The organism is Pseudoduganella sp. GW821-FHT11H04, from assembly GCF_058807935.1.
Genome location: NZ_JBXARE010000003.1, coordinates 278,476 through 303,188 on the forward strand (window position 1 = coordinate 278,476; position 24,713 = coordinate 303,188).

General features: G+C 58.0%; 23 protein-coding genes. 14 read left to right on the plus strand and 9 right to left on the minus strand.

The genetic code is table 11. From position 1 onward, the window contains the following. Positions 1 to 62 precede the first annotated feature (62 nt). The 3 genes from AC1RTP_RS08310 to AC1RTP_RS08320 are packed head-to-tail and all read left to right on the plus strand — an operon-like array spanning position 63 to position 3,329. On the plus strand, positions 63 to 833 hold the full coding sequence (locus tag AC1RTP_RS08310) for a chemotaxis protein CheB (protein WP_498606306.1): 771 nt from the start codon (positions 63 to 65) through the stop codon (positions 831 to 833). A gap of 45 nt (positions 834 to 878) precedes the next feature. Next, positions 879 to 2,264 carry a CheR family methyltransferase gene (locus AC1RTP_RS08315; protein ID WP_498606308.1) on the plus strand — a complete coding sequence of 462 codons (1,386 nt, stop codon included), beginning with the start codon at positions 879 to 881 and terminating at the stop codon, positions 2,262 to 2,264. A 3-nt stretch (positions 2,265 to 2,267) separates the two neighbouring features. Then, positions 2,268 to 3,329, plus strand: coding sequence for a PAS domain-containing protein (locus AC1RTP_RS08320; RefSeq protein ID WP_498606310.1), 1,062 nt, complete (start codon positions 2,268 to 2,270; stop codon positions 3,327 to 3,329). 5 nt (positions 3,330 to 3,334) lie between these two features. Here AC1RTP_RS08320 and AC1RTP_RS08325 read toward each other — a convergent pair whose 3' ends face one another. Together AC1RTP_RS08325 and AC1RTP_RS08330 are read right to left on the minus strand one after the other, a co-directional pair. Continuing rightward, positions 3,335 to 3,778: a MarR family winged helix-turn-helix transcriptional regulator gene (locus tag AC1RTP_RS08325; RefSeq protein ID WP_498606314.1), complete on the minus strand. Its 444-nt coding sequence runs from the start codon at positions 3,776 to 3,778 to the stop codon at positions 3,335 to 3,337. After that, positions 3,775 to 4,413, minus strand: coding sequence for a TetR/AcrR family transcriptional regulator (locus AC1RTP_RS08330; protein WP_498607142.1), 639 nt, complete (start codon positions 4,411 to 4,413; stop codon positions 3,775 to 3,777). The genes AC1RTP_RS08325 and AC1RTP_RS08330 overlap by 4 nt, the downstream gene beginning before the upstream one ends. Positions 4,414 to 4,494: 81 nt before the next feature. Between AC1RTP_RS08330 and AC1RTP_RS08335 the strand changes: the two genes are divergently transcribed. Next, the gene (locus AC1RTP_RS08335) at positions 4,495 to 5,160 is read left to right on the plus strand and encodes an O-methyltransferase (RefSeq protein WP_498606317.1); all 666 of its coding nucleotides are present in this window, start codon (positions 4,495 to 4,497) and stop codon (positions 5,158 to 5,160) included. Here AC1RTP_RS08335 and glmS read toward each other — a convergent pair whose 3' ends face one another. Continuing rightward, positions 5,161 to 6,990, minus strand: a complete 1,830-nt coding sequence (gene glmS, locus AC1RTP_RS08340; RefSeq protein ID WP_498606320.1) for a glutamine--fructose-6-phosphate transaminase (isomerizing) — start codon at positions 6,988 to 6,990, stop codon at positions 5,161 to 5,163. Between the two features lie 127 nt (positions 6,991 to 7,117). On the opposite strand from glmS, the gene AC1RTP_RS08345 reads away from it, so the two are divergent. Both AC1RTP_RS08345 and AC1RTP_RS08350 read left to right on the plus strand, forming a co-directional pair. Next, positions 7,118 to 7,576 (plus strand): Lrp/AsnC family transcriptional regulator, encoded by a 459-nt coding sequence (locus AC1RTP_RS08345; protein ID WP_498606322.1) that lies wholly within the window; start codon positions 7,118 to 7,120, stop codon positions 7,574 to 7,576. Positions 7,577 to 7,904: 328 nt separating this feature from the next. After that, a complete protein-coding gene (locus AC1RTP_RS08350) occupies positions 7,905 to 8,501 on the plus strand; it encodes an acyl carrier protein phosphodiesterase (RefSeq protein WP_498606326.1) in 597 nt (198 codons plus the stop codon). Here AC1RTP_RS08350 and glmU read toward each other — a convergent pair. Next, positions 8,464 to 9,861: a bifunctional UDP-N-acetylglucosamine diphosphorylase/glucosamine-1-phosphate N-acetyltransferase GlmU gene (glmU, locus tag AC1RTP_RS08355; protein WP_498606329.1), complete on the minus strand. Its 1,398-nt coding sequence runs from the start codon at positions 9,859 to 9,861 to the stop codon at positions 8,464 to 8,466. The genes AC1RTP_RS08350 and glmU overlap by 38 nt on opposite strands. A 30-nt stretch (positions 9,862 to 9,891) precedes the next feature. Between glmU and AC1RTP_RS08360 the strand changes: the two genes are divergently transcribed. The 5 genes from AC1RTP_RS08360 to AC1RTP_RS08380 all read left to right on the plus strand — a co-directional run bounded on the left by AC1RTP_RS08360 (position 9,892) and on the right by AC1RTP_RS08380 (position 12,868). Beyond that, positions 9,892 to 10,758, plus strand: a complete 867-nt coding sequence (locus AC1RTP_RS08360; RefSeq protein WP_498606331.1) for a DUF6279 family lipoprotein — start codon at positions 9,892 to 9,894, stop codon at positions 10,756 to 10,758. Between the two features lie 35 nt (positions 10,759 to 10,793). Next, a complete protein-coding gene (gene rsmD, locus AC1RTP_RS08365; RefSeq protein ID WP_498606333.1) occupies positions 10,794 to 11,378 on the plus strand; it encodes a 16S rRNA (guanine(966)-N(2))-methyltransferase RsmD in 585 nt (194 codons plus the stop codon). A 36-nt stretch (positions 11,379 to 11,414) separates the two neighbouring features. Continuing rightward, entirely contained in the window at positions 11,415 to 11,906 is a 492-nt protein-coding gene (coaD, locus tag AC1RTP_RS08370) for a pantetheine-phosphate adenylyltransferase (RefSeq protein ID WP_498606338.1), read from the plus strand. A 12-nt stretch (positions 11,907 to 11,918) separates the two neighbouring features. Continuing rightward, the gene (locus tag AC1RTP_RS08375) at positions 11,919 to 12,173 is read left to right on the plus strand and encodes a YfhL family 4Fe-4S dicluster ferredoxin (RefSeq protein ID WP_498606343.1); all 255 of its coding nucleotides are present in this window, start codon (positions 11,919 to 11,921) and stop codon (positions 12,171 to 12,173) included. Positions 12,174 to 12,238: 65 nt separating this feature from the next. Continuing rightward, entirely contained in the window at positions 12,239 to 12,868 is a 630-nt protein-coding gene (locus AC1RTP_RS08380; RefSeq protein WP_498606344.1) for a chalcone isomerase family protein, read from the plus strand. A gap of 20 nt (positions 12,869 to 12,888) precedes the next feature. Here the strand turns inward: AC1RTP_RS08380 and AC1RTP_RS08385 are convergent, their stop codons facing one another. Then, positions 12,889 to 13,152, minus strand: a complete 264-nt coding sequence (locus AC1RTP_RS08385; RefSeq protein WP_498606346.1) for a hypothetical protein — start codon at positions 13,150 to 13,152, stop codon at positions 12,889 to 12,891. Positions 13,153 to 13,254: 102 nt separating this feature from the next. Between AC1RTP_RS08385 and AC1RTP_RS08390 the strand changes: the two genes are divergently transcribed. Then, entirely contained in the window at positions 13,255 to 14,223 is a 969-nt protein-coding gene (locus AC1RTP_RS08390; RefSeq protein WP_498606348.1) for a LysR family transcriptional regulator, read from the plus strand. A 64-nt stretch (positions 14,224 to 14,287) separates the two neighbouring features. Here the strand turns inward: AC1RTP_RS08390 and AC1RTP_RS08395 are convergent, their stop codons facing one another. Then, positions 14,288 to 15,061, minus strand: coding sequence for an REP-associated tyrosine transposase (locus AC1RTP_RS08395; RefSeq protein WP_498606350.1), 774 nt, complete (start codon positions 15,059 to 15,061; stop codon positions 14,288 to 14,290). Positions 15,062 to 15,172: 111 nt separating this feature from the next. Next, on the minus strand, positions 15,173 to 18,802 hold the full coding sequence (putA, locus tag AC1RTP_RS08400) for a trifunctional transcriptional regulator/proline dehydrogenase/L-glutamate gamma-semialdehyde dehydrogenase (protein ID WP_498606352.1): 3,630 nt from the start codon (positions 18,800 to 18,802) through the stop codon (positions 15,173 to 15,175). Positions 18,803 to 19,014: 212 nt separating this feature from the next. On the opposite strand from putA, the gene AC1RTP_RS08405 reads away from it, so the two are divergent. Next, complete coding sequence (locus AC1RTP_RS08405) at positions 19,015 to 19,470, plus strand: Lrp/AsnC ligand binding domain-containing protein (protein WP_028103394.1); 456 nt, start codon at positions 19,015 to 19,017, stop codon at positions 19,468 to 19,470. Here AC1RTP_RS08405 and AC1RTP_RS08410 read toward each other — a convergent pair. Both AC1RTP_RS08410 and AC1RTP_RS08415 read right to left on the minus strand, forming a co-directional pair. Beyond that, positions 19,463 to 20,167, minus strand: a complete 705-nt coding sequence (locus AC1RTP_RS08410) for a 5'-methylthioadenosine/adenosylhomocysteine nucleosidase (RefSeq protein ID WP_498606354.1) — start codon at positions 20,165 to 20,167, stop codon at positions 19,463 to 19,465. The genes AC1RTP_RS08405 and AC1RTP_RS08410 overlap by 8 nt on opposite strands. A gap of 223 nt (positions 20,168 to 20,390) precedes the next feature. Further along, complete coding sequence (locus tag AC1RTP_RS08415) at positions 20,391 to 23,366, minus strand: bifunctional diguanylate cyclase/phosphodiesterase (RefSeq protein WP_498606356.1); 2,976 nt, start codon at positions 23,364 to 23,366, stop codon at positions 20,391 to 20,393. Positions 23,367 to 23,672: 306 nt separating this feature from the next. On the opposite strand from AC1RTP_RS08415, the gene AC1RTP_RS08420 reads away from it, so the two are divergent. Continuing rightward, complete coding sequence (locus AC1RTP_RS08420) at positions 23,673 to 24,710, plus strand: NAD(P)H-dependent flavin oxidoreductase (protein ID WP_498606358.1); 1,038 nt, start codon at positions 23,673 to 23,675, stop codon at positions 24,708 to 24,710. Positions 24,711 to 24,713: the final 3 nt, after the last annotated feature.

The following is a 24,713-nucleotide window of genomic DNA, read 5'->3' on the forward strand; positions in this document are numbered from 1 at the left end:
ATCCCCTAACAATATTGGAAGGGAACTGCATGCCCGGCCACTCAACACATGGCGTCGCAAAGTTGGATATTCCACTGGTCGCGCTCGGTGGCTCGGCCGGTAGCGTCGATGGGCTTGTCCACTTTTTTGAGCTGATCCCTGAAGATTGCGGCATCGCCTTTATCGTTGCGATACACCTCACACCCACCCAAGAAAGCCTGTTGCCGGCCTTGCTCCAAAGACACTGCGCACTGAAGGTCATGCATGCGCGCGACAACATGCCTTTCGCCGCCAACCAGGCCTACGTCATCCCTCCCGGCCGCGTCATCTTCCGCAGCAATGACCGCTTGAAGGTTGAACTTCTGGACGCCTTTCCGGCAAGGGTTGCAGTGATTGACGTGCTATTTGCGTCCCTGGCGGAAGCCGGGCTTGGACCGATTGCCGGCATCCTGCTCTCAGGCGCTGATTCCGATGGCGCCGCCGAGCTGGAAAAGATCAGCAAAGCGGACGGCCTGGCGCTGGCGCAGGACCCGAACGAAGCGCAGCAGGACATCATGCCCCGCGCAGCGATAAATCGTGGTTGCGCCAGTGCCGTGCTGCGGGTAGCAGATATGCCCGAGCGTCTGCTGGCTAATTTTGGCATCGCCAAACCGGTACGCCAGGTGCCGGCACAACGCTCGCTTCGCAACGACCTGCCGTTGCTGCTAACAGAGGCGGAATCCGAACTGGTGCGCAATACTGTGGTCGCGCTTCGCCGGCGTACGGGACGGGATTTCTCATGCTACCGGGAAGCCGTCCTGCTTCGGCACCTGCAGCGGCGGATGGAATTTGTCCATTACGTCGACGGCCCTTAATACCTGCGACTGCTTGAAAACGACGCGGCCGAACCGGATTCCCTGGTGCGCGATCTTCTGGTGTCCGTAACGGAGTTTTTCCGCGACGTGGAAGCGTTTTCGGCACTGGAACAATTTATCCCCGAACTCTTCAAAGACAAGGGAGAGGAAGACTTTGTACGGGTATGGGTGCCCGCCTGCGCGACCGGAGAGGAAGCTTATTCCATCGCCATGCTGCTCCTGGAGCATGCGCACACGCTTGCACACCCACCCGGCATCGAGGTCTTTGGCTGCGACCTGGACCAGTCTGCCATTGAAAAAGCGCGTACAGGGCTTTACCGCCCCAGTACCGCGAATGCGGTAGGGCCGGAACGCTTGCAGCGCTTCTTCCAGAAGGAGCCCAGCGGCTACCGGGTGCGGCGCGAGCTGCGTCAGATCGTTCTGTTTGCCGAACATGACGTTGTATGGGACCCTAATTTCGCGCGCATTGACCTCATCAGCTGCCGCAACTTGCTGATCTACCTGAACGCAGAGGGACAACAACGCATCATCGATGTCTTCGACCTTTCGCTTGGACCGAACGGGCTCCTGTTCCTTGGCCCCGTAGAGGGTCCGAAGGAGTTCAGCAAAGCATTCGCGCCGGCCGATGACAAGCACCGCATCTATCGCCGCAGCCGCGACGCGGAATCGGAAGGGCTCGGCTTCGACGCCATCCAGCGCTCCTTGGCGATTGAGCAAGTCGCGTACGGCAGGGCGGCGCGCTTAAAGGGCGGCCGCGCCAGCGCCAACCTGAACGAACTGCAGAACCAGCTCGATGTGTTGCAACAACGCCTGCGCGGCATTGGCCTGCAGGACGCTCCCGATACGGCGGAGAGGCGCCAGCTCCAGGTCATTACGCAAGAGCTGCACGCAACGCTGGAAGAGCTGGACATCAATCGCCAGGAGCTGCGCTCGATGAATGCCGAACTGACCGCAGTGAACCAGTTGTTGAGCGAGAAGCTGAACGAGTTGGAGCAGACAAACAGCGATCTCAACAACCTCATGAATGCGGCTGCGATTCCCATGGTATTCCTTGACCGCGAACTGAAGATCATGCGCTACACCCCGCGTACGCGCGACCTGTTCCGGCTTATCCCATCCGACATCGGCCGGCCACTGAGCGACCTGCATGCCGCGCTCGACTATCCAGGATTAATGTCGGATGCAGCACTCGTCATCAACGGCGGCGAGCCGATTGAACATGAAGTCCGCGGCCAGGGTGAGAAATGGTTTTTTGCGCGAGTGCTGCCGTATTATTCCCAACACGACCAGATCGGTGGCGTGGTACTCACCTTCTTCGACATCTCTGAACGAAAGCATTCACAAGCGGCGCTCGGGGCTTCCGAGCAAAAGCTCAGGACATTCATCAGCGCAACATCGGACATCGTCTATGAGATGAGCGCAGACTGGTAGGAAATGCGTTCACTCGAAGGCAAGAACTTCATCACAACGACCGAGATTCCGCGCGTTGACTGGAGCCAGGAATATATCCCCGAGGACGAGAAAGCGCGCGTCTGGTCCGCGATCAGCCATGCCATCGAAACGCGCAGCTATTTCGAACTGGAACACCGTATCCTGCGCATTGACGGCACGACAGGCTGGGTTTTCTCCCGTGCCATCCCGCTCCTGGATGAGAACGGGACCATCGTGAAATGGTTTGGCGCCGCCAGCGATATCACTGAACAAAAGCTGACAACTGAAGCCTTGAGCGAATCGGAGGGCCAGTACCGCTCGCTGTTCGACGCAATCGACGAGGGCTTCTGCATCATCGAGGTCTTGTTTGATGCGGATGAGAGCCCGGTGGATTACCGCTTCCTCCAGACCACCCCGGCAATGGAAACGCAAACCGGGATCGAAAACGCACCCGGACGGTTGATGCGCGAGATCGCCTCGCGCCACGAACCGCACTGGTTCGAGGTCTACGGGCGAATTGCGAAAACCGGCGAGCCAATGCGCTTCCAGCGCGAAGCCAGGGAGCTGGGGCGCTTTTACGATGTGTTTGCGTTCCGCGTTGGCGACCCTGCGCTGGCGCGCGTCGGCATCCTGTTTAACGATATCAGCGCACGCAAGCTTTCGGAAGATGCCTTGCGCGCCACCGAGCACCGGCTGCGGTTGGCGCTTGAGGCAGCGGACCTGGGCTATTACGAATGGTATCCGGGCGATGACCGGGCCGAGGCCGACGCAAGGATGCTAGCCCTGCTTGGCATGCCCGCCAACGCGGTCTTAGGGCGGCGGCATACCGTTGCATCGATGATCCATCCCGACGACCGCCAACGTCATGAGTCCGCATTGCGCCGCGCGCTGGAACCGGGCGGGGACGGATTCTTCCACGAGGAGTTGCGCGTTCAAGGACAAGACGGAGTCGAACGCCGGCTGGCGCTCAGTGGCCGCGTCGAATTTGACGGAAGTACACAGCGGCCTGCCAGGCTCTATGCCGTTGTGCGCGACGTGACAGCCGAACACTTGCAAAAGCTTTAGCGCGGCTATTTAGATGGCGACTTGGACAGCGATTTGGCCAGGTTGGTGCGCAGTTTAAGTACAGCGTCGCGCGTTTCGGCGAATTCCCCGCTGGTCAATCCGCAAGCTTCCATCAAGTCTGAGTCAAAGGCTCGCTCACGCAAGGCACGGCCTGCATCAGTCAGGCCGACCAGCACCTGGCGTTCGTCCGCCGCACTACGTTCGCGCGTCACATAGCCCGATGCCTCCAGCTTCTTCAGGATCGGCGTCAGCGTATTCGATTCCAGGAACAGCTTCTCACCCAGTTCGCTCACCGTCTGGCCGGATTCCTCATACAAGGCGACGATGGTGATGTACTGCGTGTAGGTCAGTCCCAGCGAATCGAGCAGGGGCTTATAGGCCTTGCCGAAGGTGAGGTTGGCCGAATAGATGGCGAAGCACAGGAAATCCGCGAGTTTGGTTTTGCTCATGATGGCGACAGTATAAACGTGGACAGGTAGGCGCACATCATGTCGGCCAGCGCCTCCGCGTAAGCCGTGATTTCTTCGTCCGTACGCGGCGTCTCGGAAAACTGCTGTCCTACCGCGCTCATCGTCGCCATGACAAGGTCACCCGCCATGGCACGCTTGGCCTCCCCGGCATCGGGCAGCACCTCCAGCATGAAGGCCTGGAGCATGCGGTCGCCTGCTTCCCTTGCGGCCGCTGCTTCCGGTGCGTCGCGATAGAACGGCGCCGCATCGTTCAAGGCCGTGCGGACCTCGGCCTCTTCGCATTCCGAGCGCACAAAGGCATGGACCAGAAGGCGCAGCCGTTCCAGCGGCGGCTTGGCAAAGTCCTGCAGGATCGTCGATAGCATTGCCGATGTCTGCTGCCATTCGTCGCTTTGCAGGCGAAACAGGATCGACGCCTTGTTCGGGAAGTATTGATAAACCGAACCGACGCTCACACCGGCGCGCTCTGCCACCCTTGTGGTGGTAAAGCGCCGGATGCCTTCTTTCGCCAAAACCTGAATAGCTGCCTGCAGGATCGCGCCAACGAGGTCGTTGGAACGGGCCTGTTTGGGCTGCCGGCGCGAGGAAACACGGGGCTTGCGGGGATCGGTCATGGCGGGCGGAGGGAACGCGAATATGAAATGTGAAGAATTATTCATATTATTCCTGCTCTTACTTCAGAAAGGAATACCCCCATGATTACCCTCACCACAGCCCCCGTTGCGCCCCTGCTGGAACGCCTGTTTGCCGACGCCGAAAGTGTCAAAGTACCGGCAATGGCGGCCTTCGCTGCGCTCCCGGTAGAACAACGCGCGCACATATTGAGCAGCAAGACGGAATACCGTGAAATCTATGCGCAACTGAAGGAGGCCGCGATTCCCGTATCGCGCGAGACAGGCCTGCTGCTGTATATGCTGGCGCGCAGCGCCGAGGCCCGCACGATTGTCGAATTCGGCACTTCATTTGGCATCTCAACCCTGCACCTGGCCGCAGCCCTGCGCGACAACGGCGGCGGCCAATTGATCACCACCGAGTTCGAACCCTCCAAAGCGCAACGAGCCCGCGACAACCTCACGGCTGGCGGACTGCTGGACCTGGTGGAAATTCGTGAAGGCGATGCGCTGGAAACCCTGCGCAGCAATCTGCCGGAGCAAATCGACCTGCTGCTGCTCGACGGCGCGAAAGGCCTGTATGCCGACGTGCTGGCGCTGGTGGAGGAACGCCTACGCCCTGGCGCCCTGATCATCGCCGACAACGCCGACTATTGCGCCGAGTACGTGGCGAAGGTGCGCGATCCGGAGGGCGGCTACCTGTCGCTGCCGCTCCCCGGAGATGTGGAACTATCGATGAAACGCGCCTGATTACTCGACGGTGACCGACTTAGCCAGGTTACGTGGCTTGTCGACGTCGGTGCCGCGTGCCAGGGCCGTGTGGTAGGCCAGCAGCTGCAGGGCGACCACGTGCAGGATCGGCGACAAGTGGCCGTAGTTTTCCGGCAAGCGGATCACGTGCAGGCCGTCGCTGGAGGTGATGCGCGAGTCGACGTCGGCGAAGACGTACAACTGGCCGCCGCGCGCGCGCACTTCCTGCATATTCGACTTCAGCTTCTCCAGCAGGGCATCGTTCGGGGCGATGGTCACGACCGGCATTTCGTCGGTCACCAGCGCCAGCGGGCCATGCTTCAGTTCACCGGCTGGATAGGCTTCTGCGTGGATGTACGAAATCTCTTTCAGCTTCAGCGCGCCTTCCAGGGCGATCGGGTAGTGCATGCCGCGGCCCAGGAACAGCGCGTTTTCCTTGCGGGCGAATTCTTCGGCCCAGGCGATGATCTGCGGTTCCAGCGCCAGCACGGAGGCGATGGCGGAAGGCAGGTGGCGCATGGCCTTCAGGTGTTCCGCTTCCTGTTCTTCGGTCAGCAGGCCATTCACTTGCGCCAGGCTGAGGGTCAGCAGGAACAGGGCAGCCAGCTGGGTGGTGAAGGCCTTGGTCGATGCCACGCCAACTTCAACACCGGCGCGGGTGATGTAGGCGAGTTTGCATTCACGCACCATGGCGCTGGTGGCCACGTTGCAGATGGTCAGGGTGTGCTCCATGCCCAGGCTGCGCGCGTGCTTCAGTGCGGCGATGGTGTCGGCGGTTTCGCCGGACTGGGAGATCGTCACCACCAGGGTCTTAGGATTCGGCACGCTGTCGCGGTAGCGGTATTCGGAAGCGATTTCCACGCTGACCGGTACCTTGGCGATGGATTCGATCCAGTACTTGGCGGTCGAGCCGGCGTAGTAGCTGGTGCCGCAGGCCAGGATCAGTACGCGGTCGATTTCCTTGAACACTTTGAACGCGCCATCGCCGAACAGTTCCGGCATGACGCCGGTCACGCCTTCCAGCGTATCGCCGACCACGCGCGGCTGCTCGAAGATTTCTTTCTGCATGAAGTGGCGGTACGGGCCCAGTTCCGCGGCGCCGGTGTGGGCGTGCACGGTCTTCACTTCGCGTTGCACTTGCTTGCCGTCGACGTCGACGATCCATACGCGGCCCAGTTGCAGGTCGACCACGTCGCCTTCTTCCAGGTAGATGATCTGGTCGGTGGTGCCGGCCAGCGCCATGGCGTCGGAAGCGACGAAGTTTTCACCCTGGCCGATGCCGACGATCAGCGGCGAGCCCTGGCGCGCTGCGACCACGCGGTGCGGCTCTTCGCGGCAGAAGACGGCGATTGCGTAGGCGCCGTGCAGGCGCTTGACGGCTTGCTGGACGGTGTCGAACAGGTCGCCGTTGTACATATGGTCGACAAGGTGGGCGATCACTTCGGTGTCGGTCTGGCTGGTGAATACATAACCCAGCGCAGTCAGTTCGGCGCGCAGTTCGTCGTGGTTCTCGATGATGCCGTTGTGGACCAGGGCGATGCGGGCGGCCGCTTCGCTTGGCGAGAAGTGCGGGTGGGCGTTGTGCGAAGCAGGGGCGCCGTGGGTAGCCCAGCGGGTATGGGCGATGCCGGTGAAGCCGTTCAGGCCGCCTTCATTGATCTGCTTTTCCAGGTCGGCCACGCGCGAAGTGCTGCGGGAACGCTGCAGTTTGCCGTCCAGGTGCAGGGCGACGCCGCAGGAGTCGTAACCGCGGTATTCCAGGCGCTTCAGGCCTTCAACCAGGATAGGGGTGATATTGCGCTGGGCTACAGCGCCAACAATACCGCACATGCGCGACCTCTTTTAGAAAGTTAATGAATGAATGGTAGAGCAGGCCTTGAGAAATTTGCTTTCTCAATTAGCTATAGTGTGAAAGAATATTTCGCATGGCGCATAGCGCGAAATATTCTTTCAAATTATGGACTTTGATGAAATCGACCGTCGTATCTTGAACGCTTTGCAGAAAGATGCGTCCCAAACCAATGCCGAATTGGCAGCTTCGGTCCACGTTTCTGCGCCAACCTGCCTGCGCCGGGTGAAGCATTTGCGCGATTCAGGCGTGATCGAACGCGAAGTGGCCCTGGTGTCGCCGGAAAAGGTGGGGGCGCACCTGACGGCGGTTGTGGAAATCTCCTTAGATATCCAAGCCGCTGAACGAATGGCGGAATTCGAGGCCCTGGTGGCGCCGGAGCCGGCGGTGCTGCAATGCTACCGGGTTTCCCCTGGCCCGGATTTCGTGCTGATCGTGCAGGTGACCGACATGCCGGCTTACCACGCGTTAGCGCACCGTTTATTCGCTGGGCAGGCCAATGTGCGGAATGTAAAAGCGTATTTTTCCACTTTCCGCAGCAAGTTCGAAACCAGTATCGCAGTCTGAATCAGTTATCCCGGCTTATACCGGGATAGACACAGGCTTATTCACACATTTCTCCACAGCGCCGCACACGGCCGGAGAAGTTATTCGGCGTTCCACACCGCATATCCTCGCGCTTTCCTCAGGGTTTCCCACATCTTTATCCACAGTTTTGGTTTATCCCTGCTTATTAGCCAGTATTCCCCAGGCTTTTCCACAGCGCCCGTGCCGCAGCGTGCTTTGTGGACAATTCAGAGATACCAATTGCTGCTTATCCCAAGGCTATCCCACGGTTTTCAGGCGGAATTACGACTGCTTTTACACATCTTTATCCACAGCGCTAGAATGAGGCATGAACTACCTCGCACACATCTATCTGGCCCGCCATAGCGACGAGGCGATGGTCGGCGCCATGCTGGGCGATTTCGTCAAGGCGAACGGTGGTGACCACTACGCGCCGGAGATTGCGAACGAGATCGCGCTGCACCGTTTCATCGATTCGTTCACGGATAGCCACCCGGTCGTCACCGAGGCAAAAAGCCTGTTCACGGAGGGGCGGCGGCGTTATGCGGGAATCGTGCTGGACGTGTTCTACGACCACATCCTGAGCCAGCGCTGGGATGAATACTGCGAAGAACCTCGTGCGGAGCTGATCGAGCGCTTTTACGGCGCCCTGGCCTCGCATGAAGCGCAACTGCCCGATCGGCTGCGCGAAATCCTGCCCAAGCTGATCAAGCAGGACTGGTTGGGTGCTTACGGGGAATTCAGCGGGGTCGAGCTGGCGCTGACCCGCATGTCGGACAGGCTAAGCCGCAATGGCCACCTGCTAAGGGAAGGTATCGGGGAAGTGCAACAGCACTACGAAGCGATCGCCGCCGGCTTTGACCGCTTCTTCCCCGAGCTGGTGAAATTTACTTACCAGCGCCGCCGTCAGTTTTCGGTAGCTTAACCGGACGCTTCCAGCCTTCGATCGTCAGCTGCTTCGGACGCGAAATGGTCAGCTGGCCGGCCGGCGCATTCTTGGTCAGGGTCGTGCCCGCGCCGATGGTCGCACCAGCGCCCACCGTGACCGGGGCCACCAGCTGGGTGTCGCTGCCGATGAAGGCGCCGTCTTCGATCACGGTACGGAACTTGTTCACGCCATCGTAGTTGCAGGTGATGGTGCCGGCGCCCACATTCACGCGCGAACCGATCGTGGCGTCGCCGATGTAGGCGAGGTGGTTAGCCTTGCTGTGCGCGGCCACCTGGCTGTTCTTGATCTCGACGAAGTTACCAACGTGGACGTCTTCACCCAGCTCCGTGCCAGGACGCAGGCGCGCGTATGGGCCGATCTGGCCTTTATCGCCCACCACGGCTTGCTCGATGTGGGAAAAGGCCTTGATGTTGGCGCCGGCGCCAATCTTCGCGTTAATCAGCACGCAGTTCGGGCCGATGGTCGCGCCTTCGCCGATTTCCACCTTGCCTTCGAAGACGCAGTTGACGTCGATGGTCACATCGCGGCCGCAGGTCAGCTCGCCGCGCACGTCGATGCGGGCAGGATCGGCCAGGGTGACTCCCTTGTCCAACAAGACGTTGGCCACGCTGCGCTGGTAGATGCGTTCCAGTTCGGCCAGCTGGGCCTTGCTGTTCACGCCCAGCACTTCCCATGGCGCGGCTGGATGGGCCGACACCACCTGCACGCCTTCTTCCACCGCCATGGCGACGATGTCGGTCAGGTAGTACTCGCCTTGTGCGTTCTGGTTCTTCAGATTGCCCAGCCACTGTTTCAGCTTGGCGGTCGGGATCACCATGATGCCGGAGTTAATTTCCTTGATCAGACGCTCAGCTTCTGTGGCATCCTTCTCTTCAACGATGCGCTGGATGGCGCCGCCGACGCGGACGATGCGGCCCAGGCCAAACGGGTTGTCCTGCACCACGGTCAGGATACCCAGCTTGTCCTTGCCGGCGGCTTCGGCCAGGCGCTTCAGGGATGCGGCGGAAGTCAGCGGCACGTCGCCGTACAGCACCAGGGTTGGCTGGTCGTCGTCCAGGTGGAGCAGGGCTTGCTGGACGGCGTGGCCGGTGCCCAGCTGCGGTTCCTGCAGGGCAGCTGAGATTTCGGTACCGGGAACGGATTTATGCTTGTCCAGCGAAGCCAACACCGCTGCGCCGCCGTGACCGTAAATGACGCACAATTTAGCCGGAGACAGGCTGCGCGCGGTGTCGATAACGTGGGACAACAGGGACTTACCAGCAACGGGATGTAAAACTTTTGGCAGCGCCGACTGCATGCGCTTACCCATGCCGGCGGCGAGAATGACGACGTTCATAGACCGTAATGTTCTTGTGTGAGTTGATATATGAAAAAGTTTAACACGTGGATCGTGCTAGCTTTTGCCATTCTGCTCGCGGCATGCAGCTCCCTTAAGTTTGCTTATAACAATGGCGATACCTTGCTGTACTGGTGGCTCGACGCCTATGTCGACTTCGACAGCGAGCAAAAAGCGGACGTAAAGCAGGATATCGGCGACTTCTTCCGCTGGCACCGCAAGACCCAGCTGCAGGACTATGTGCAGTTGCTGCAGAAGGGCCAGCGCCAGCTGCAGGGCAACCCCAGCGCGGCTGACCTGATGGCTGATTATGTGGATATCCGCGACCGCACAGAGGCGCTGCTGCTGCGCTCAGCGCCCGACATCGCGGAACTGGCCTTGTCGCTCAGGCCCGACCAGCTGGATGTGATGGAGAAGAAATTCGCCAAGAACAACCTGGATTTCCGCAAAAAGAATATGAAAGGCGACGCGGAGGAGCAAAACAAATTCCGCTACAAGAAATCGATGGAGCAGTTTGAGCTCTGGTTCGGCAGCTTCAGCGACGAGCAGGAAGCCGCGATCCGCAAGGCATCCGACGCACGGCCGCTGAATAACGAGTTGTGGCTGGACGAGCGCATACGGCGCCAGCTCAAGATCATGAGCCTGGCGCGCAAGATCATGCACGAGCAACCGAGCAAGCAAGTGGCCACGCAATGGGTGGAAGAGCTGATACGTTCGGGCTTCGACCGCTTTGGCTATTCGGAGCGCAAGGCCTTCTTCGACAACTACACGCAATCGACGGTGGAACTTGTCCACACCGTGGTGAAGGTCTCGACGCCGGAGCAAAAAGCACACGCCCAAAAGCGCATGGAAGGCTGGATCAAGGACCTGAATCTCCTGGCGGCGCAGGCGCATTGAGCCTTTGTGCAGCGCGGCATGAGATAATGCCGGCCATGCAAAAGAAGAAAGTCCCCAACCAGGTCCGCATCATCGGCGGCGACTGGAAGCGCACCCCGCTGCCCGTTCTGGAAGCATTGGGCCTGCGCCCAACGCCAGACCGTGTGCGCGAAACCGTCTTCAACTGGATCAACCACCTGCACGATGCCGCCTGGAGCGACACCCAGGTGCTGGACCTGTTCGCCGGCAGCGGCGCCCTCGGTTTCGAAGCCGCCAGCCGCGGCGCAGCCAAGGTCACCATGATCGACGCCAACAGCGCCGTGGTGCGCCAGCTGGAAGCCAACCGCGAAAAGCTCATGGCCACCAATATCGCCATCCAACGCGGCGACGCACTGGCGACGGCGCAATCACTGGCCGGCCGCGGCGCCCGTTTCGACCTGATTTTCCTCGATCCGCCCTACCAGCAAGGTTTGCTGGAACGCTCGCTGCCTCTGTGCCGCCCCCTTTTGAAGGACGGCGGCCTGGTCTATGCCGAAGCGGAAGCGCCTCTCGCCGTTGAAGGCTGGGAAGTAGTGCGCTCCGACAAAGCGGGCATGGTGTACTACCACCTGCTTCAGGCCTTGCCTGAAAATGAGGCATAATCCTTCTTTGATTGAAGCCAAACGCATGGAGTTGCAATGGTTGTAGCAGTTTATCCGGGTACTTTCGACCCGCTGACCCGGGGTCACGAAGACCTCGTGCGTCGCGCATCGGGCTTGTTCGACCAGTTGATCGTCGGCGTGGCCGACAGCCAGAACAAACATCCTTTCTTCACCCTCGAAGAAAGGCTCGAAATTGCCAATGAAGTACTGGGCCATTATCCAAACGTCAAGGTTGAGAGTTTTTCCGGCCTGCTGAAAGACTTCGTGCGCGAGCATGACGCGCGCGTGATCGTGCGTGGCCTGCGCGCCGTGTCGGACTTCGAATTCGAGTTCCAGATGGCGGGCATGAACCGCTACATGCTGCCGGATGTGGAAACGCTGTTCCTGACCCCATCCGACCAATACCAATTCATCTCGGGCACCATCGTGCGCGAGATTGCCGAGCTTGGCGGCGACGTGTCCAAGTTTGTTTTCCCTTCGGTGGACCGCTGGCTTCGCAAGAAGATCGCAGCCCGCAAAGGCGAGTAAGAGAGTATTGCCATGGCTTTAATGATTACCGACGACTGCATCAATTGCGATGTATGCGAGCCCGAGTGCCCGAACGACGCGATCTACATGGGTCCGGAGATCTACGAAATTGATCCCAACAAGTGCACCGAATGTGTCGGGCACTTCGACGAACCGCAATGCCAGCAGGTTTGCCCGGTTTCCTGCATTCCTTTCAATCCAGATTGGCGGGAAAGCAAGGAACAATTGTTGGCAAAATTCGAGAAGTTGCAGGCAGATAAGGCCTGATGTCTCCCCAAATGGGTAGCTCTGCGTTATATTGCAAATAGCTACCCATACTAACCGGAGACAAAATGAGCATTACCCGTCGTAACGTATTGAAAAGCGCTGTTGCCGCTGCCGTCCTGGCCGCCAGCAGCCTGCCCGCATTCGCCGCAGAAGTCGCCGGCGTGAAATTTGCAGACACTGTCACGGTAGCTGGACACGAACTGAAACTGAACGGCGCAGGCGTGCGCACCAAGCTGGTGTTCAAGGTCTACGCGCTGGGCTTCTACCTGCAAGACAAGAAATCGACTGTCGCTGACGTGCTGGCTGCGCCAGGCCCGCGCCGCATCCGCATCGTTGCGATGCGCGACCTGAGCTCGGACGACTTCGGCATGGCCTTCATGAAGGGCCTGAACGACAACGTGAGTGCGGAAGAGCGCACCAAGCTGCTGCCGCAGACCAAAGCTTTCGGTGAGATTTTTGCCCAGTTCCCAGGGCTGAAGAAGGGTGACGAGCTGCTGGTCGACTGGACCCCGGGCGCCGGTTCCCAGTCCTTCCTGAATGGCAAGAAGGTCGGCGAGTCACTGCCTGACCAGGCGTTTTTCAACGCCATCATGCGCATCTGGATCGGCACTAAGCCGGTGGATTCGTCCCTGAAGCCCAAGCTGTTGTGGAATGCCGAGAAACCGGCTTCGAATCCGACCCCAGAAACGAACTGATTTGCTGCGCTGCGGAAGGCTTACGCGCGGCAGGCCATGGCGCGCAGTTCGGCGACATGGCTTGGGGAGCCTTCCATCGAATTCAGCATACGCTTGAACATCATGGTGTCGCGCATCAGGCGACGCTGCAGGCGTTCCTCTTTGCTCAACTTTGGCTTAACGACAAGCACGGCAGCGCGGGCGATACCACGCAGCAGCGGCTTGAACACGACAGCCAGCGCCAGCGCCAGGATCACCAGCGGCAGGAACTGTGCGAATTCGATGATGTTAATGTAAGTAGACATACCAGTTTCAATACCTATAGAATCTATTGACACTATAGTGCGCCGCAACATATAACGCCAATTCCGTTTCTCGATAACAATTATTATTGGTGTGAATGACCGATGAGCTTTCTGACCCTCGACCTGAATCTGCTGCGCGTTTTCGACGCAGTGATGACTGAGCAGAACCTGACCCGCGCTGCCGGCCACCTGGCCATGACGCAGCCGGCGGTGTCGAACGCCATCAAGCGCCTGCGCGAAAGCCTGGGCGACGATTTGCTGATCCGCACCGCATATGGCGTCAAACCAACCCCGCGCGCCGAAGCGCTGTGGCCGCAGGTGCGCAGCGCCCTGGCCTCATTGGAATCGGCAGTAACGCCGGGGACCTTTGACGTCTCCAAGACCCACGCCACCTTCCGCATGGCGATGGCGGACGCGACGGCAGCGTTCTGGCTGCCCTCCCTGATGCGCTCGATCGAACGCGAAGCACCGGGCGTGAACATCCGCATGGTCCCTTTGACAACGCGCGAACCGCGGCCGATGCTGCTGCGCGGCGATATCGACCTCGCGGTCGGCTTCTTCCCCGGCGTAGCGGCGCAGTTGATGAGCGAACCAAGTTCCCCGATCCGCCACGAACGCCTGTATTCCGGTATTTACGTCGCAGTGATGCGCCGCGGCCACCCGCTGGCCAAGCAAGACCTAACGCTGGACAACTACTGCGCCGCCAACCACCTGCTGGTGAGTTTCTCCGGCCGCGCCCACGGCCTGGTCGACGAAGCGTTAGCGCAAATCCAACGCGAACGCCGCATCCTCCTGACGGTGAACCAATTCTTCACCGCCGGCCGCGTGGTCGCCAATAGTGACCTGATCACCGTGCTGCCAAAGCACCTGATCGCCTCTACCGGCATGACGGACGCGTTGATCTACAAAGAGCTGCCCTTCCCACTGCCAGCCGTGCACCTCGACATGCTCTGGCACGAACGCGACGCCCGCAGCCCCGCCCACAAATGGCTCCGCGGCCACCTCGAAGGCATGAACGCCGTCGCCCAAAAAACCGCCCCCGGCACCAACCCCAAGAACGACACGTACTAACCCCGCGGCCTTACAGCCCCGCTCGTGTCACACCTTGGGGTCACACCCCAAGTGTGACACGCTCTCAGCTGTCATTCGGCGTGAACATCTTGATTGCTCGAGCTACAGTTCTGACTGAGACGCCAAAGTGTTCCGCGATTTCCTGACGGGTGTAGGCCATTGATTGGTAGGCTTTGGCCATAGCCTCGTCCCTGTCCGCGTAAATTACTGAATAGGTAATCAAAGGCTGTGCCCGTTCTCGAATGCAGTTGGGGCGTTCAGTATGGAAGTTCAATGGATTCGGCATGCCCACGCCATTCGCCACAAATTCCGCGTATGTTGCGATTCTTTGGTTACGATCGCCCGTTCCAAATTGAGATAGCAGCCAATCCGTCTCGAGCCAATCGGGCGCCTCGTCCGGAAATAGATAATGCCGATGGCTGCTCCACGGCCAATCAGCAGGATTTGCCACAAGCTTTGCCCGGACGGGATTTAGGCTGATGTAGCGAGCCACAGCCAGAAGCTGCATATTTTTTTGTACTGAAACTGCGTGAAAGCGGCCTTGAATCACGTGTCCAGTTAGACCATGCCGTCGATTAAAATGTTGGCAGTAGGTGGCATTCAATTGATGCATGCTTTCCGAAAGGTTGGCATGGACCGTTTCGATCAACAGATGATAGTGGTTCGGCATAAGGCAAAAAGCATGAACTTTCAATTCATGCCTATCGACTGTTTCTGCCAAAGTGTCGAGCCAAATGAGATGATCGCGCCGATCGTGGTAAATGGCTGCACGACGATTTCCACGCGAAGTTACGTGGTGAATTGCTCCAGGAAAAATGACGCGAGGTGCTCGGCTCATGCTGGCAAAGCTAACATAGCCCGAGCGCACATATTCTGAGCAAAATCAAACAGCTGTGGTCGTGTCACACTTGGGGTGTGACCCCAAGGTGTGACACGGACTGTGCTGTAGTTAAGCGTCGAGGGTCATCAGGCTGGCGTTGCCGCCGGCGGCGGTGGTGTTGACGCATAGGGCGCGTTCGGCCACCAGGCGCCACAATGGGATGTCGCCTTCTTCGGTGGTGTCGATCACGGATACGATCGCGCCGTCACGGGCGGCCAGTTCTGGGCGCAGCTTGGCGCCGAGGTTGGATTCCACCAGAGCGATCTGGAAGTCGGCGCCAGCTACGTCTGCGGACTTGATCGTCTGGATTGCGGATTTGACGTCGGCTGGGAGGTCGGCTGGCAAAGTACCGTCTACTACCAGTGCGCGGTTGCCGGTTGCCAGGGCTGCGGCGACCTGGTTCAGCAGTACGTCGGCGTGCATGGCGAAGCAAGCGATATTCCCGCGTGGGACGTAGGCCAGGGTGTTGCGCTCGCCGGTTGGACCTGGCAGAGCGACCAGGTTGCCCACTGGCGTGGTGCGTGCATAGCTTTCGATATGCGCTGCCAGGCGGGTTTTGCCTTGTGCCTTGGCCCATGCGGCCAGGGAGTCTGTTGCCGGCGCGCCTACGCGTTCGTGGCGGTCCAGGGCGACGGCGCCGCGTTGCAGGCGCTTGATGTACAGCGGGCCGCCGGCTTTCGGGCCGGTGCCGGATTTGCCTTCGCCGCCGAATGGCTGCACGCCGACCACTGCGCCGACGATATTGCGGTTCACGTAGATGTTGCCGACGTGGGCGCTGGAGGTGATGTAGTCGATGGTTTCATCGATGCGTGAGTGCACGCCCAGGGTCAGGCCGAAGCCGCTGCCGTTGATTTGTTCGATCACTTTCGGGAGTTCGGAACGCTTGTAGCGGATCACGTGCATCACCGGGCCGAACACTTCCTTGGTCAGTTCGGACAGCGAGCGGATTTCCAGCACTGTCGGCGGTACGAAAGTGCCTGCCTCTGCGTTCGGCACTTCAAGCGAGAAGCTGGCCTTGGCGTGGGCGCGCACTTTTTCAATGTGGGACAGCAGGTTTTGCTGCGCTTCTTTGTCGATCACAGGGCCGATGTCGGTCACCAGGCGGTCTGGCGAGCCAATCTTCAATTCCTTCATCGCACCTTTGAGCATCTTGATGGTCTTGTCGGCGATGTCTTCTTGCAGGAAGAGCACGCGCAACGCGGAGCAGCGTTGGCCGGCGCTGTCGAAAGCAGACGAAATCGCGTCGCCCACCACCTGCTCTGGCAGTGAGGAGGAGTCGACGATCATCGCGTTCTGGCCGCCGGTTTCGGCGATCAGCGGGATGTCCACATTTTCCGCTGCGGCGCGTTTTGCCAGGGTGCGGTTGATCAACTGCGCCACTTCGGTGGAGCCGGTGAAGATCACGCCTTTGACGCGGGGGTCGTTGCACAGGCCTGCGCCGACCACTTCTCCGCGGCCTGGGAGGAATTGCAGCGCTGCGCGTGGTACGCCTGCTTCGTGCAGCAGTTCCACTGCGCGCTGGGCGATCAATGGGGTTTGTTCGGCAGGTTTTGCCAACACGACGTTACCTGCGGCCAGTGCGGCAGCAGCCTGGCCGGTGAAGATCGCCAGCGGGAAGTTCCATGGGCTGATGCAGGTGACAGGGCCCAGCGCCAGCGTGTTGGTGGAGCCGCGTACTTGCACGGCGTAGTAGCGCAGGAAGTCGACTGCTTCGCGTACTTCGGCGATTGCGTTCGGCAGCGATTTACCGGCTTCGCGGACGGCCAGCGCCATCAGTTCCAGCTTGTGGGTTTCGAACAAATCGGCGGCGCGATCCAGGCAGGCGGCGCGTTGCGATGGCTCGGTGGTCTGCCAATCCATGGCGAACTGGCTGGCTGCGTTCAGGGCGTTGTTCACGTCGTCCGCAGTCGCTTCGGTCACGGAGCCGACGATATCTTCCTTGCGGGCTGGGTTCACGATTGGCTGGGAGGCCTGGCCGGCGCTGGAATCAACAGCCAGCAGAGGGCCGGCAGTCCAACTGCGCGGCTGGGCCAGGGCTGCGGATACTTCACGCAGCACGTCTTCGTTGGACAGGTCGATACCTGTGGAGTTCTTGCGCTCGGAACCGAACATGGCTAGCGGCAGGGCGATGCCGGTGTGCGGCACGCCATCCAGGTTGCGCGCTACTTCGATCGGGTTCGATATCAGGGAATCAACAGGAATGCTTTCATCGACGATCTGGTTCACGAACGAGGAGTTGGCGCCGTTTTCCAGCAGGCGGCGAACCAGGTAGGCCAGCAGGGTTTCGTGCGAACCAACCGGTGCGTAGATGCGGCATGGTTTATCCAGGTTGTCCGAACCAACTACCTGGTCGTACAGGGTTTCGCCCATGCCGTGCAGGCACTGGAATTCGTAGCCGGTAATGCCGTCGCGCTTGGCCCAGGTGTAGATGGTGGACAGGGTTTGTGCGTTGTGGGTGGCGAACTGCGGGTAAATCACATCGCTCGCTGCCAGCAGGCGCTGGGCGCATGCCAGATAGGAAAGGTCGGTGTAGACCTTGCGGGTGTAGACCGGATAGCCAGGCATGCCATCAACCTGGGCGCGCTTGATTTCGGCATCCCAATAGGCGCCTTTCACCAGACGCACCATGAATTTACGGCCGCTGCGTTTTGCCAGGTCGACCAGGTAGTCGATCACGAACGGGCAGCGCTTCTGGTAGGCCTGCACCACGAAGCCGATGCCTTCGAAGCCTTCCAGTTCGGGATTGAAGGCCATCGCTTCCATCAAGTCCAGGGACAGTTCCAGGCGGTCGGCTTCTTCGGCGTCGATATTCAGGCCGATGTTGTAGCCCTTGGCCAGCTTGACCAGCGCGGTCAGTCGCGGCAGCAGTTCGGACATCACGCGATCGCGCTGTGCGCGGCTGTAGCGTGGGTGAAGGGCGGACAGTTTTACGGAAATGCCAGGACCATTGCGGATGCCGCGGCCAGCGGAGGCTTTACCGATCGCGTGGATAGCCTTCTCGTAAGCGGCGTAGTAGTTGGCGGCATCGGCTTCAGTCAGTGCTGCTTCGCCGAGCATGTCGTAGGAGTAGCGGTAGCCGCGTGCTTCGTTGTCTTTACCGTTCTTGATTGCTTCGTCGATGGTCTGGCCGGTGACGAACTGGTTGCCCAGCATGCGCATCGCCAGGTCGACGCCTTTGCGGATCAGCGGTTCGCCGCCTTTTGCGATCAGGCTGGTAATCGCCGAACCCAGGCCTTCTTCGCTGGAAGAAGAAACCAGTTTGCCGGTAATCAGCAGGCCCCAAGTCGCTGCATTCACGAACAGGGAAGGCGATTCGCCCAGGTGTTTACGCCAATCGCCTCTGGAAATTTTGTCGGCGATCAGGCGGTCGGCGGTTGCGGAGTCGGGAATACGCAACAGTGCTTCGGCTAGGCACATCAGGGCGATGCCCTCTTCGGAGGACAGGGAGAATTGATGCATCAGAGCATCCACACCGGAAGAACGGGTGCGTTTTTCACGTACAGAAGTCACCAGGCGCTTGGCCAGGAACTGCGCATCTTGGGTAGTTTCCAGTGAACCGACGTTAATTTGCGACAGAAGCCATTGCACAGCAGTTTGTTCGTCGCGGCGATACGCAGCAGTGATGGCGCTGCGCAGCGGGCTTGGATCTCGCAGGATTTCTGCTTGAAGGGCGGCGAACGGAGTGGTGTTCAGATGCATGAATGTCTCTATTGGCTAGTATGTAAAAAGTCTTTGGGCACCTAAGAAAACACGCCCGGCAAAGCTCGTTTGCGCGGGCGTGTTGTGCAGTGCAACTAATGATTCGATTGTATGCCGGAATCGCTCGGATTAATTCTGGTAATACTTTGGACTAGCAATAGATAGTTTTTGGTGCGAGAATTTGACCAAATAAAATTAATCGTGGAGATGTAATGCTGGACAAGATCAGTAAGAAAATTTTGGCCGAGTTGCAGAACGATGGCCGAATTAGCAACGTTGAACTGGCTGCGAGAGTAAATCTTTCCCCTGCCGCTTGCCTGGAACGTGTACGAAAATTGCACGAAGCGGGCTACATCATGGGTTATACGGCACAGCTGAACCCGCAGCTACTGGATGTTTCGCTGCTAGTGTTCATCGAAGTCGTGTTGGATCGCACGACCCCGGAAGTTTTTGATGCCTTCAAACATAGCGTTCAGCTGATTCCTGAAGTCCTCGAATGCCATATGGTTGCCGGCGGTTTTGACTACCTGGTTAAGGCTCGCGTGAAGGATATGGCGGCTTATCGTGAATTCCTTGGCAAAACTTTATTGCAGAAGGGTGTGCGAGAAACCCACACTTATGCGGTGATGGAAGAAGTCAAAAACACCACCAAACTGCCGATCAAGTAAGAGATTTGCAGAATTTCTGGATGACGCCGAAGGCGTAGCGAGAGGCGACGGTTTGTACAAAGTGCATGAAATCCGTCGCCGCTTCTTCGTTGGCGTTGTCCGAAATCGTCCTCATGATGGCAAAAGGCACTCCCAGCTCGTGACAGACCTGGGCAACAGCTGCTCCTTCCATTTCCACTGCCAATAAATCAGGCAGTGCGTCTTTCAGGCTCATCAAATGAGCTTTGTCTTTAATGAATTGATCTCCGCTGCCGATCAGGCCGCGATGTACTTGCGCATTGTTTTGTAGGAATTCGCGTGTAGCCAGGCTTAGTTTCAGGCTCAATTCGCGGTCTGTAGGCATGCGCGAGAGCCCGGTCAGTGGGATTTCAAAACGTGGGAATAGCGGGCTGGCATCAAAATCGTGTTGAGCCAGGGAATCTGCGACGACTACGTCTCCGACATGAACCCCAAGGTCTGCAGAACCGGCAACGCCGGTAAAAATTATGTGGGTAACGTTGAACTTCTCCACAAGTGTTGCAGCTGTCACTGCTGCAGCAACCTTTCCAATTCGCGATAAAACAGCCACAGAATCGATTTTCCAGAGTTTTCCGGCCGTGTACTCACGTTTGCCGTGGATGAGCTTGTAGGGGCTCTCCATGGCTTCCAGTAGACCTTGTTGTTCTTCTGCCAAGGCTGAGATGATACCGAGACGCATGCGCGAGTTGTCCTCTATTTATTTAAAGTTGTATACGAAAGGATAGTAGTAGATAGTAAACGCGAGCCTGTCTGTGGATAAACCTGTTAACATCCACAGAATCAGAAGTTTACGAATTGTAGAACTGGCTGGACAAGAACTGTGTCTAAAACGGATGAGTTCTGAACAAATTTTGTGCGTGAACTCAAAAATGGTGTTTACGCACATTCGATCCTGTGGATATTCATTGAGTTATCAACAGTTGATGTAGTTTTTCAGCTGAAATTGGTGCTCCGAAGAAGAATCCCTGCCCAAAATCGCAACCTGCAGCCATCAAAATTTCCAGTTGGGCCGCTGATTCGATCTTTTCCGCGATGACTTTGATGTCCAGCTTGTGGGCCATCGAGACAATTGCTTCGCACAAGAGCTGGTTGTCGCTGAAACTTGTGTCCAGTTTGAGGAAATCGATCTGGAAACGTTTCAGGAAGTTCAGAGATGAATAGCCATGACCAAAATCATCCAGGGAAATCTGGAGATTGGCGTCCCTCAGGGATTGCACGCGCTGTACCACTTCCCTGTTTGCCTCCAGCAGCAGCCCTTCAGTAACTTCAATCACCATAGAATGGGGTGAGAGTGCTTGTTCGCGCAGCAAATCCAGCCAATGTTCTACACCTACGGCCTCATGGCGGAATTGCCAGGCTGATTTGTTCACGCAGACTTTGAAGCCGTTTCCAAAGCTTGCTGCGAGGGCTGCGGCCTCTTGGAACACCCATTCGCCTATGGATGCAATGACGCCGGTATTTTCGGCAACGCCAATGAATTCCGCGGGCTTGAGCAGGCCTCGTTGGGGATGTTCCCAGCGAATCAGTGCTTCCGCCATATCGATCTTGCCCGAAGCCAGATTGCGGATCGGCTGAAATAACAGCCTTAACTCTTTGTTTTTTAAAGCACTGCGCAGCTCGTTGGCAAGTTCGATGCGCATTTGGCTGGCTTCCTGCATGAACGGTGCGAAGTAGCTGAAGCGATTGCGGCCTTGCTGTTTGGCGAGATACATGGCCTGGTCGGCGTTTTTGATGAGCTGTTCGGGTTCCTTGCCATCGTCCGGGAACAGGGAAATGCCGATGCTGCCCGAAATATGGGCAATTTCATGCTTTAAGTGGAAAGGCCTGGCCAGGCAATGCAGGATGTCTTGCACGATTCGAACCACATCGCCTGGTTCTTTGAGTTCGCTGAGGATAACGGTGAATTCATCCCCACCTAGCCTTGCGACCGTATCAGTATTGCGCACGCATTCAAGCAGGCGCTCTGCAACTTGCTTGAGCAGGATATCGCCGTAGTCGTGGCCAAGCGTATCGTTGACGGCCTTGAATCCATCCAGGTCGATGAAGATCAGGGCCATTGGCAGCTGGTCGCGTGCTGCTTTTTTCATCTCCAGGCGCAAGCGGTCATCGAACATACGTCGGTTGGGCAGGCCGCACAGTGTGTCGAAGTTGGCCTGCTTCCAGATTGCTTCTTCCGAAGCCTTTTTCTTGGTGATGTCGGTAAACAGCGCAACGTGGCGTAGCGCATTGCCCTTGTCGTCGAAGACCGTGTTGAAACGCAGGGAGACCAGATAGTGGTCGCCGTTCTTGTGCTGGTGCCAGATTTCGCCTTCCCAATAGCCAGTGTGGGTGATGGTCTGGCGCATACGGCTGTAGAACTTGATGTCCTGGTGGGTGGATGTCAGCTCGTAGGCAAGGTGGCCGACTACTTCTTCCGCTGCGTAGCCGCTGATTTGGGAAAACGCTGGATTAACGGACAGGATGCGGCCTTCATCGTCGGTGACCATCATGCCTTCGCTGGCGTTTTCGTACATAAGGGTGGCCAGTTTGCTCGATTCCTCGTGGCGTTTTCTCTCGCTGATGTCTTCTGCCATGACGAAGAGGCCGATGACTTTACCGTTTTCATCGCGGTCTGGGACGTAAGTGATGGCGTCGCAGCGTTCTTCGTTCTTGCGCTGGATGCCTCGTTCGAAATATACGGTTTCCCCGGCAAAGGCGCGTTCAAGATGGGGACTGGTTTCTGCGTACAGCGCTGGCGTCAGCACTTGCTGAAGGTTTACGCCGTTGCCGTAAATTTCAGCAAAACGCCGATTTTTGAAGGTGTAGTGTTCGTCGCGGTCCATGTAGGCGATCACGATCGGCAAGTTATCGGCAATTAAGCGTAGACGCTGTTCGCTGTTGGCCAGCTTCTTTTCGGTTTCAGTCGATGTGGCGTAGAGAGTTCGGTAGCGGCGCTCGCGTTCTTCGGCAGCGGCGAAAGAGCGTAAGGCATAAATTATTGCGACAAAAATCAGCAAGAAGATCAGGATCAGGGCTGCGCCGGCAACGAGGATTTGTCGTTGCGAAATCAGAGCCAGACCGACATTGGAACTGCCGACAGTGACGATCAAAGGAAGGTTCGGCAATTTTCGGTAGCTGGCGATTCTAGAGAGATTGTCGATGGGGCTGATTGTTTCAAGAGTGCCGATTGGTGCGTTGCTGAAGGCTCTGAAAACATTCGAATCGCGCATGTCGCGATTGAAGGTTTGTTCGAAAAGGGGAGCGCGAGCAACGATATGGCCATTTGTGTGGAATAGCGTGATGGTGACGTCGTTGCTCAGGCGTGAGTATTCGAATGTTTCGGCGAGACGGCTGGCATCGATGGGAGCAACGATCACACCGAGGAATTCCCCGTTAGCGCTTTCGACGCGGCGGCTAAGGAAAAACAAGCGCGAATTCGAGATCCGGCCACGGGTCGGTGCACCGACAAAAAGCTTGTCTCCAGGAGTCAGCTGAGACTGGAAGTAGTCGCGGTCTGCATAACTGATGCCTTTGACTGGAATATCGCGCGAGCTGGCAATTGCAAAACCTTGGGGATCAATAAAAGTGATCCAGAAATTGCTGCCGAATGTGGCGCCGCGAGAGGAAAGCAGCCCGTCAACAGTTTTTGGCGTATAGGGAGCAACCTTGATTGCGTTGGCAAAGCCGAGTAAGGCGATGTCTGAAAGTTGGACCGAGCTTAAAACCTGGGCTTCGATAGCCCGAGCGTAGTGTTGGGTTTGTTGACGGATAGCCTGTTCACGATCCCGGGCAGAAGAAAGTAGCTGCCAAGCGATGACTGCCGTGGCGAGCAGGGCGAGCATGGTCATGGTGACGAGCAATCGCCTGCGAAAACGTCGATAGGCGTCAGAGGTCGACAAGAGCTCCTCCAGGCAGGATTGCATGGAACAACTTGCTTGTTCAGTATAGGTGGAGAGTTTTGTTTACGTTAGATTAGTGTGTATACAAAATAGTAGTGATTGTTAACAACCTCCACTTTCTGTGGATAAGTGCACCTTGCGGAGAAAAATCAGCGGTTTACGAGCTGTATAAGCAGGCGCGTAAACCTTGAATGGGCTGAGAACTGTTTTTGGACAATTTTCGGCCGTTTTCAGGAAGTCTTGTTTACTCACAAACGATGCCTGTGGATATTCATAGCGTTATCCACAGCTCTGGAAGGGTGATAAATGGGTTTAAAGGAACTATTCCCCGTTCCGATCATCCAGGGACCGATGGCTGGCGGTACAAATACGCCTGCGATGGTCGCCGCGGTGTCAGAAGCTGGCGGACTTGGGTCGTTTGGCTTTTCCATGCTGCCTTTGGACACGATCCGCGCCCAGGTGGCGGAGACCAGGCGCCTGACTTCCAAGCCTTTCATGCTGAATTTTTTCGTGCAGCGCGTGCCTTCACCGTCCCAGAAGGAGGTGGATCGGGGGGTTGGTTTGCTTCGGCCGGTATGGAGTTCGCTGGGATGGCCGGAATTGCCCAAGCCTGCACGCTGGTGCGAAGACTTTGCCGCACAATTTGAGCTTTTGCTTGAACTGAAGCCGGCTGTGGCCAGTTTTACTTTCGATATCCTGTCCCCTGCCCAAGTAATGCGCTTGCGAGATGCCGGGATATTCGTGATCGGCACCGTCACCACGGTTAGTGAAGCCCTCGCCTGGCAGGCTGCTGGCGCTGATGCTGTTGTCGCGTCTGGCGTGGAGTCAGGCGGCCATCGCGGCACCTTTATCGGAGAGCAAAGCGCTGCCACGCTTGGCGCGGTGGCTTTGTTGGTGGATGTTCTCGAGGCGGTGAAGATCCCTGTGATCTCGGCCGGGAACATCATGACCGGCGCAGATATCCGTGAACGATTGGCGCTGGGCGCGTCGGCCGTGCAAATGGGGACTGCTTTCATGGTGACCGATGAATCGGGCCTTCCGCAGGCTTACAAAGACAAGCTGCTGGGCGCTCAGGGCAACCCGACCCGCTTGACGCGTGGGATTACCGGTCGCTATGCACGGGGTATTGAGAACCGTTTCATGCGCCAGATGGAGTCTGTGGAGGCCGAGGTTCCTGCGTATCCGGTACAAAATGCGCTGACCGGCAGCATTCGTGCGGAAGCGGCAAAGCGCGGTGATTCCGAATTGATGTCCTTGTGGGCCGGTACAGGTGTGGCGAAGTCGCGCGCCATGCCGGTCAAAAAATTGATGGAAACCTTGATAGCAGAAATCGACAAACCCTGACCA

Bases quoted from the DNA above. Each gene is read 5' to 3' on its own strand.
- AC1RTP_RS08320 (WP_498606310.1), top strand. From the start codon at position 2,268: ATGCGTTCACTCGAAGGCAAGAACTTCATCACAACGACCGAGATTCCG.
- AC1RTP_RS08325 (WP_498606314.1), bottom strand. From the start codon at position 3,778: ATGAGCAAAACCAAACTCGCGGATTTCCTGTGCTTCGCCATCTATTCG.
- AC1RTP_RS08330 (WP_498607142.1), bottom strand. From the start codon at position 4,413: ATGACCGATCCCCGCAAGCCCCGTGTTTCCTCGCGCCGGCAGCCCAAA.
- AC1RTP_RS08335 (WP_498606317.1), top strand. From the start codon at position 4,495: ATGATTACCCTCACCACAGCCCCCGTTGCGCCCCTGCTGGAACGCCTG.
- glmS (WP_498606320.1), bottom strand. From the start codon at position 6,990: ATGTGCGGTATTGTTGGCGCTGTAGCCCAGCGCAATATCACCCCTATC.
- AC1RTP_RS08345 (WP_498606322.1), top strand. From the start codon at position 7,118: ATGGACTTTGATGAAATCGACCGTCGTATCTTGAACGCTTTGCAGAAA.
- AC1RTP_RS08350 (WP_498606326.1), top strand. From the start codon at position 7,905: ATGAACTACCTCGCACACATCTATCTGGCCCGCCATAGCGACGAGGCG.
- glmU (WP_498606329.1), bottom strand. From the start codon at position 9,861: ATGAACGTCGTCATTCTCGCCGCCGGCATGGGTAAGCGCATGCAGTCG.
- AC1RTP_RS08360 (WP_498606331.1), top strand. From the start codon at position 9,892: ATGAAAAAGTTTAACACGTGGATCGTGCTAGCTTTTGCCATTCTGCTC.
- rsmD (WP_498606333.1), top strand. From the start codon at position 10,794: ATGCAAAAGAAGAAAGTCCCCAACCAGGTCCGCATCATCGGCGGCGAC.
- coaD (WP_498606338.1), top strand. From the start codon at position 11,415: ATGGTTGTAGCAGTTTATCCGGGTACTTTCGACCCGCTGACCCGGGGT.
- AC1RTP_RS08375 (WP_498606343.1), top strand. From the start codon at position 11,919: ATGGCTTTAATGATTACCGACGACTGCATCAATTGCGATGTATGCGAG.
- AC1RTP_RS08380 (WP_498606344.1), top strand. From the start codon at position 12,239: ATGAGCATTACCCGTCGTAACGTATTGAAAAGCGCTGTTGCCGCTGCC.
- AC1RTP_RS08385 (WP_498606346.1), bottom strand. From the start codon at position 13,152: ATGTCTACTTACATTAACATCATCGAATTCGCACAGTTCCTGCCGCTG.
- AC1RTP_RS08390 (WP_498606348.1), top strand. From the start codon at position 13,255: ATGAGCTTTCTGACCCTCGACCTGAATCTGCTGCGCGTTTTCGACGCA.
- AC1RTP_RS08395 (WP_498606350.1), bottom strand. From the start codon at position 15,061: ATGAGCCGAGCACCTCGCGTCATTTTTCCTGGAGCAATTCACCACGTA.
- putA (WP_498606352.1), bottom strand. From the start codon at position 18,802: ATGCATCTGAACACCACTCCGTTCGCCGCCCTTCAAGCAGAAATCCTG.
- AC1RTP_RS08405 (WP_028103394.1), top strand. From the start codon at position 19,015: ATGCTGGACAAGATCAGTAAGAAAATTTTGGCCGAGTTGCAGAACGAT.
- AC1RTP_RS08410 (WP_498606354.1), bottom strand. From the start codon at position 20,167: ATGCGTCTCGGTATCATCTCAGCCTTGGCAGAAGAACAACAAGGTCTA.
- AC1RTP_RS08420 (WP_498606358.1), top strand. From the start codon at position 23,673: ATGGGTTTAAAGGAACTATTCCCCGTTCCGATCATCCAGGGACCGATG.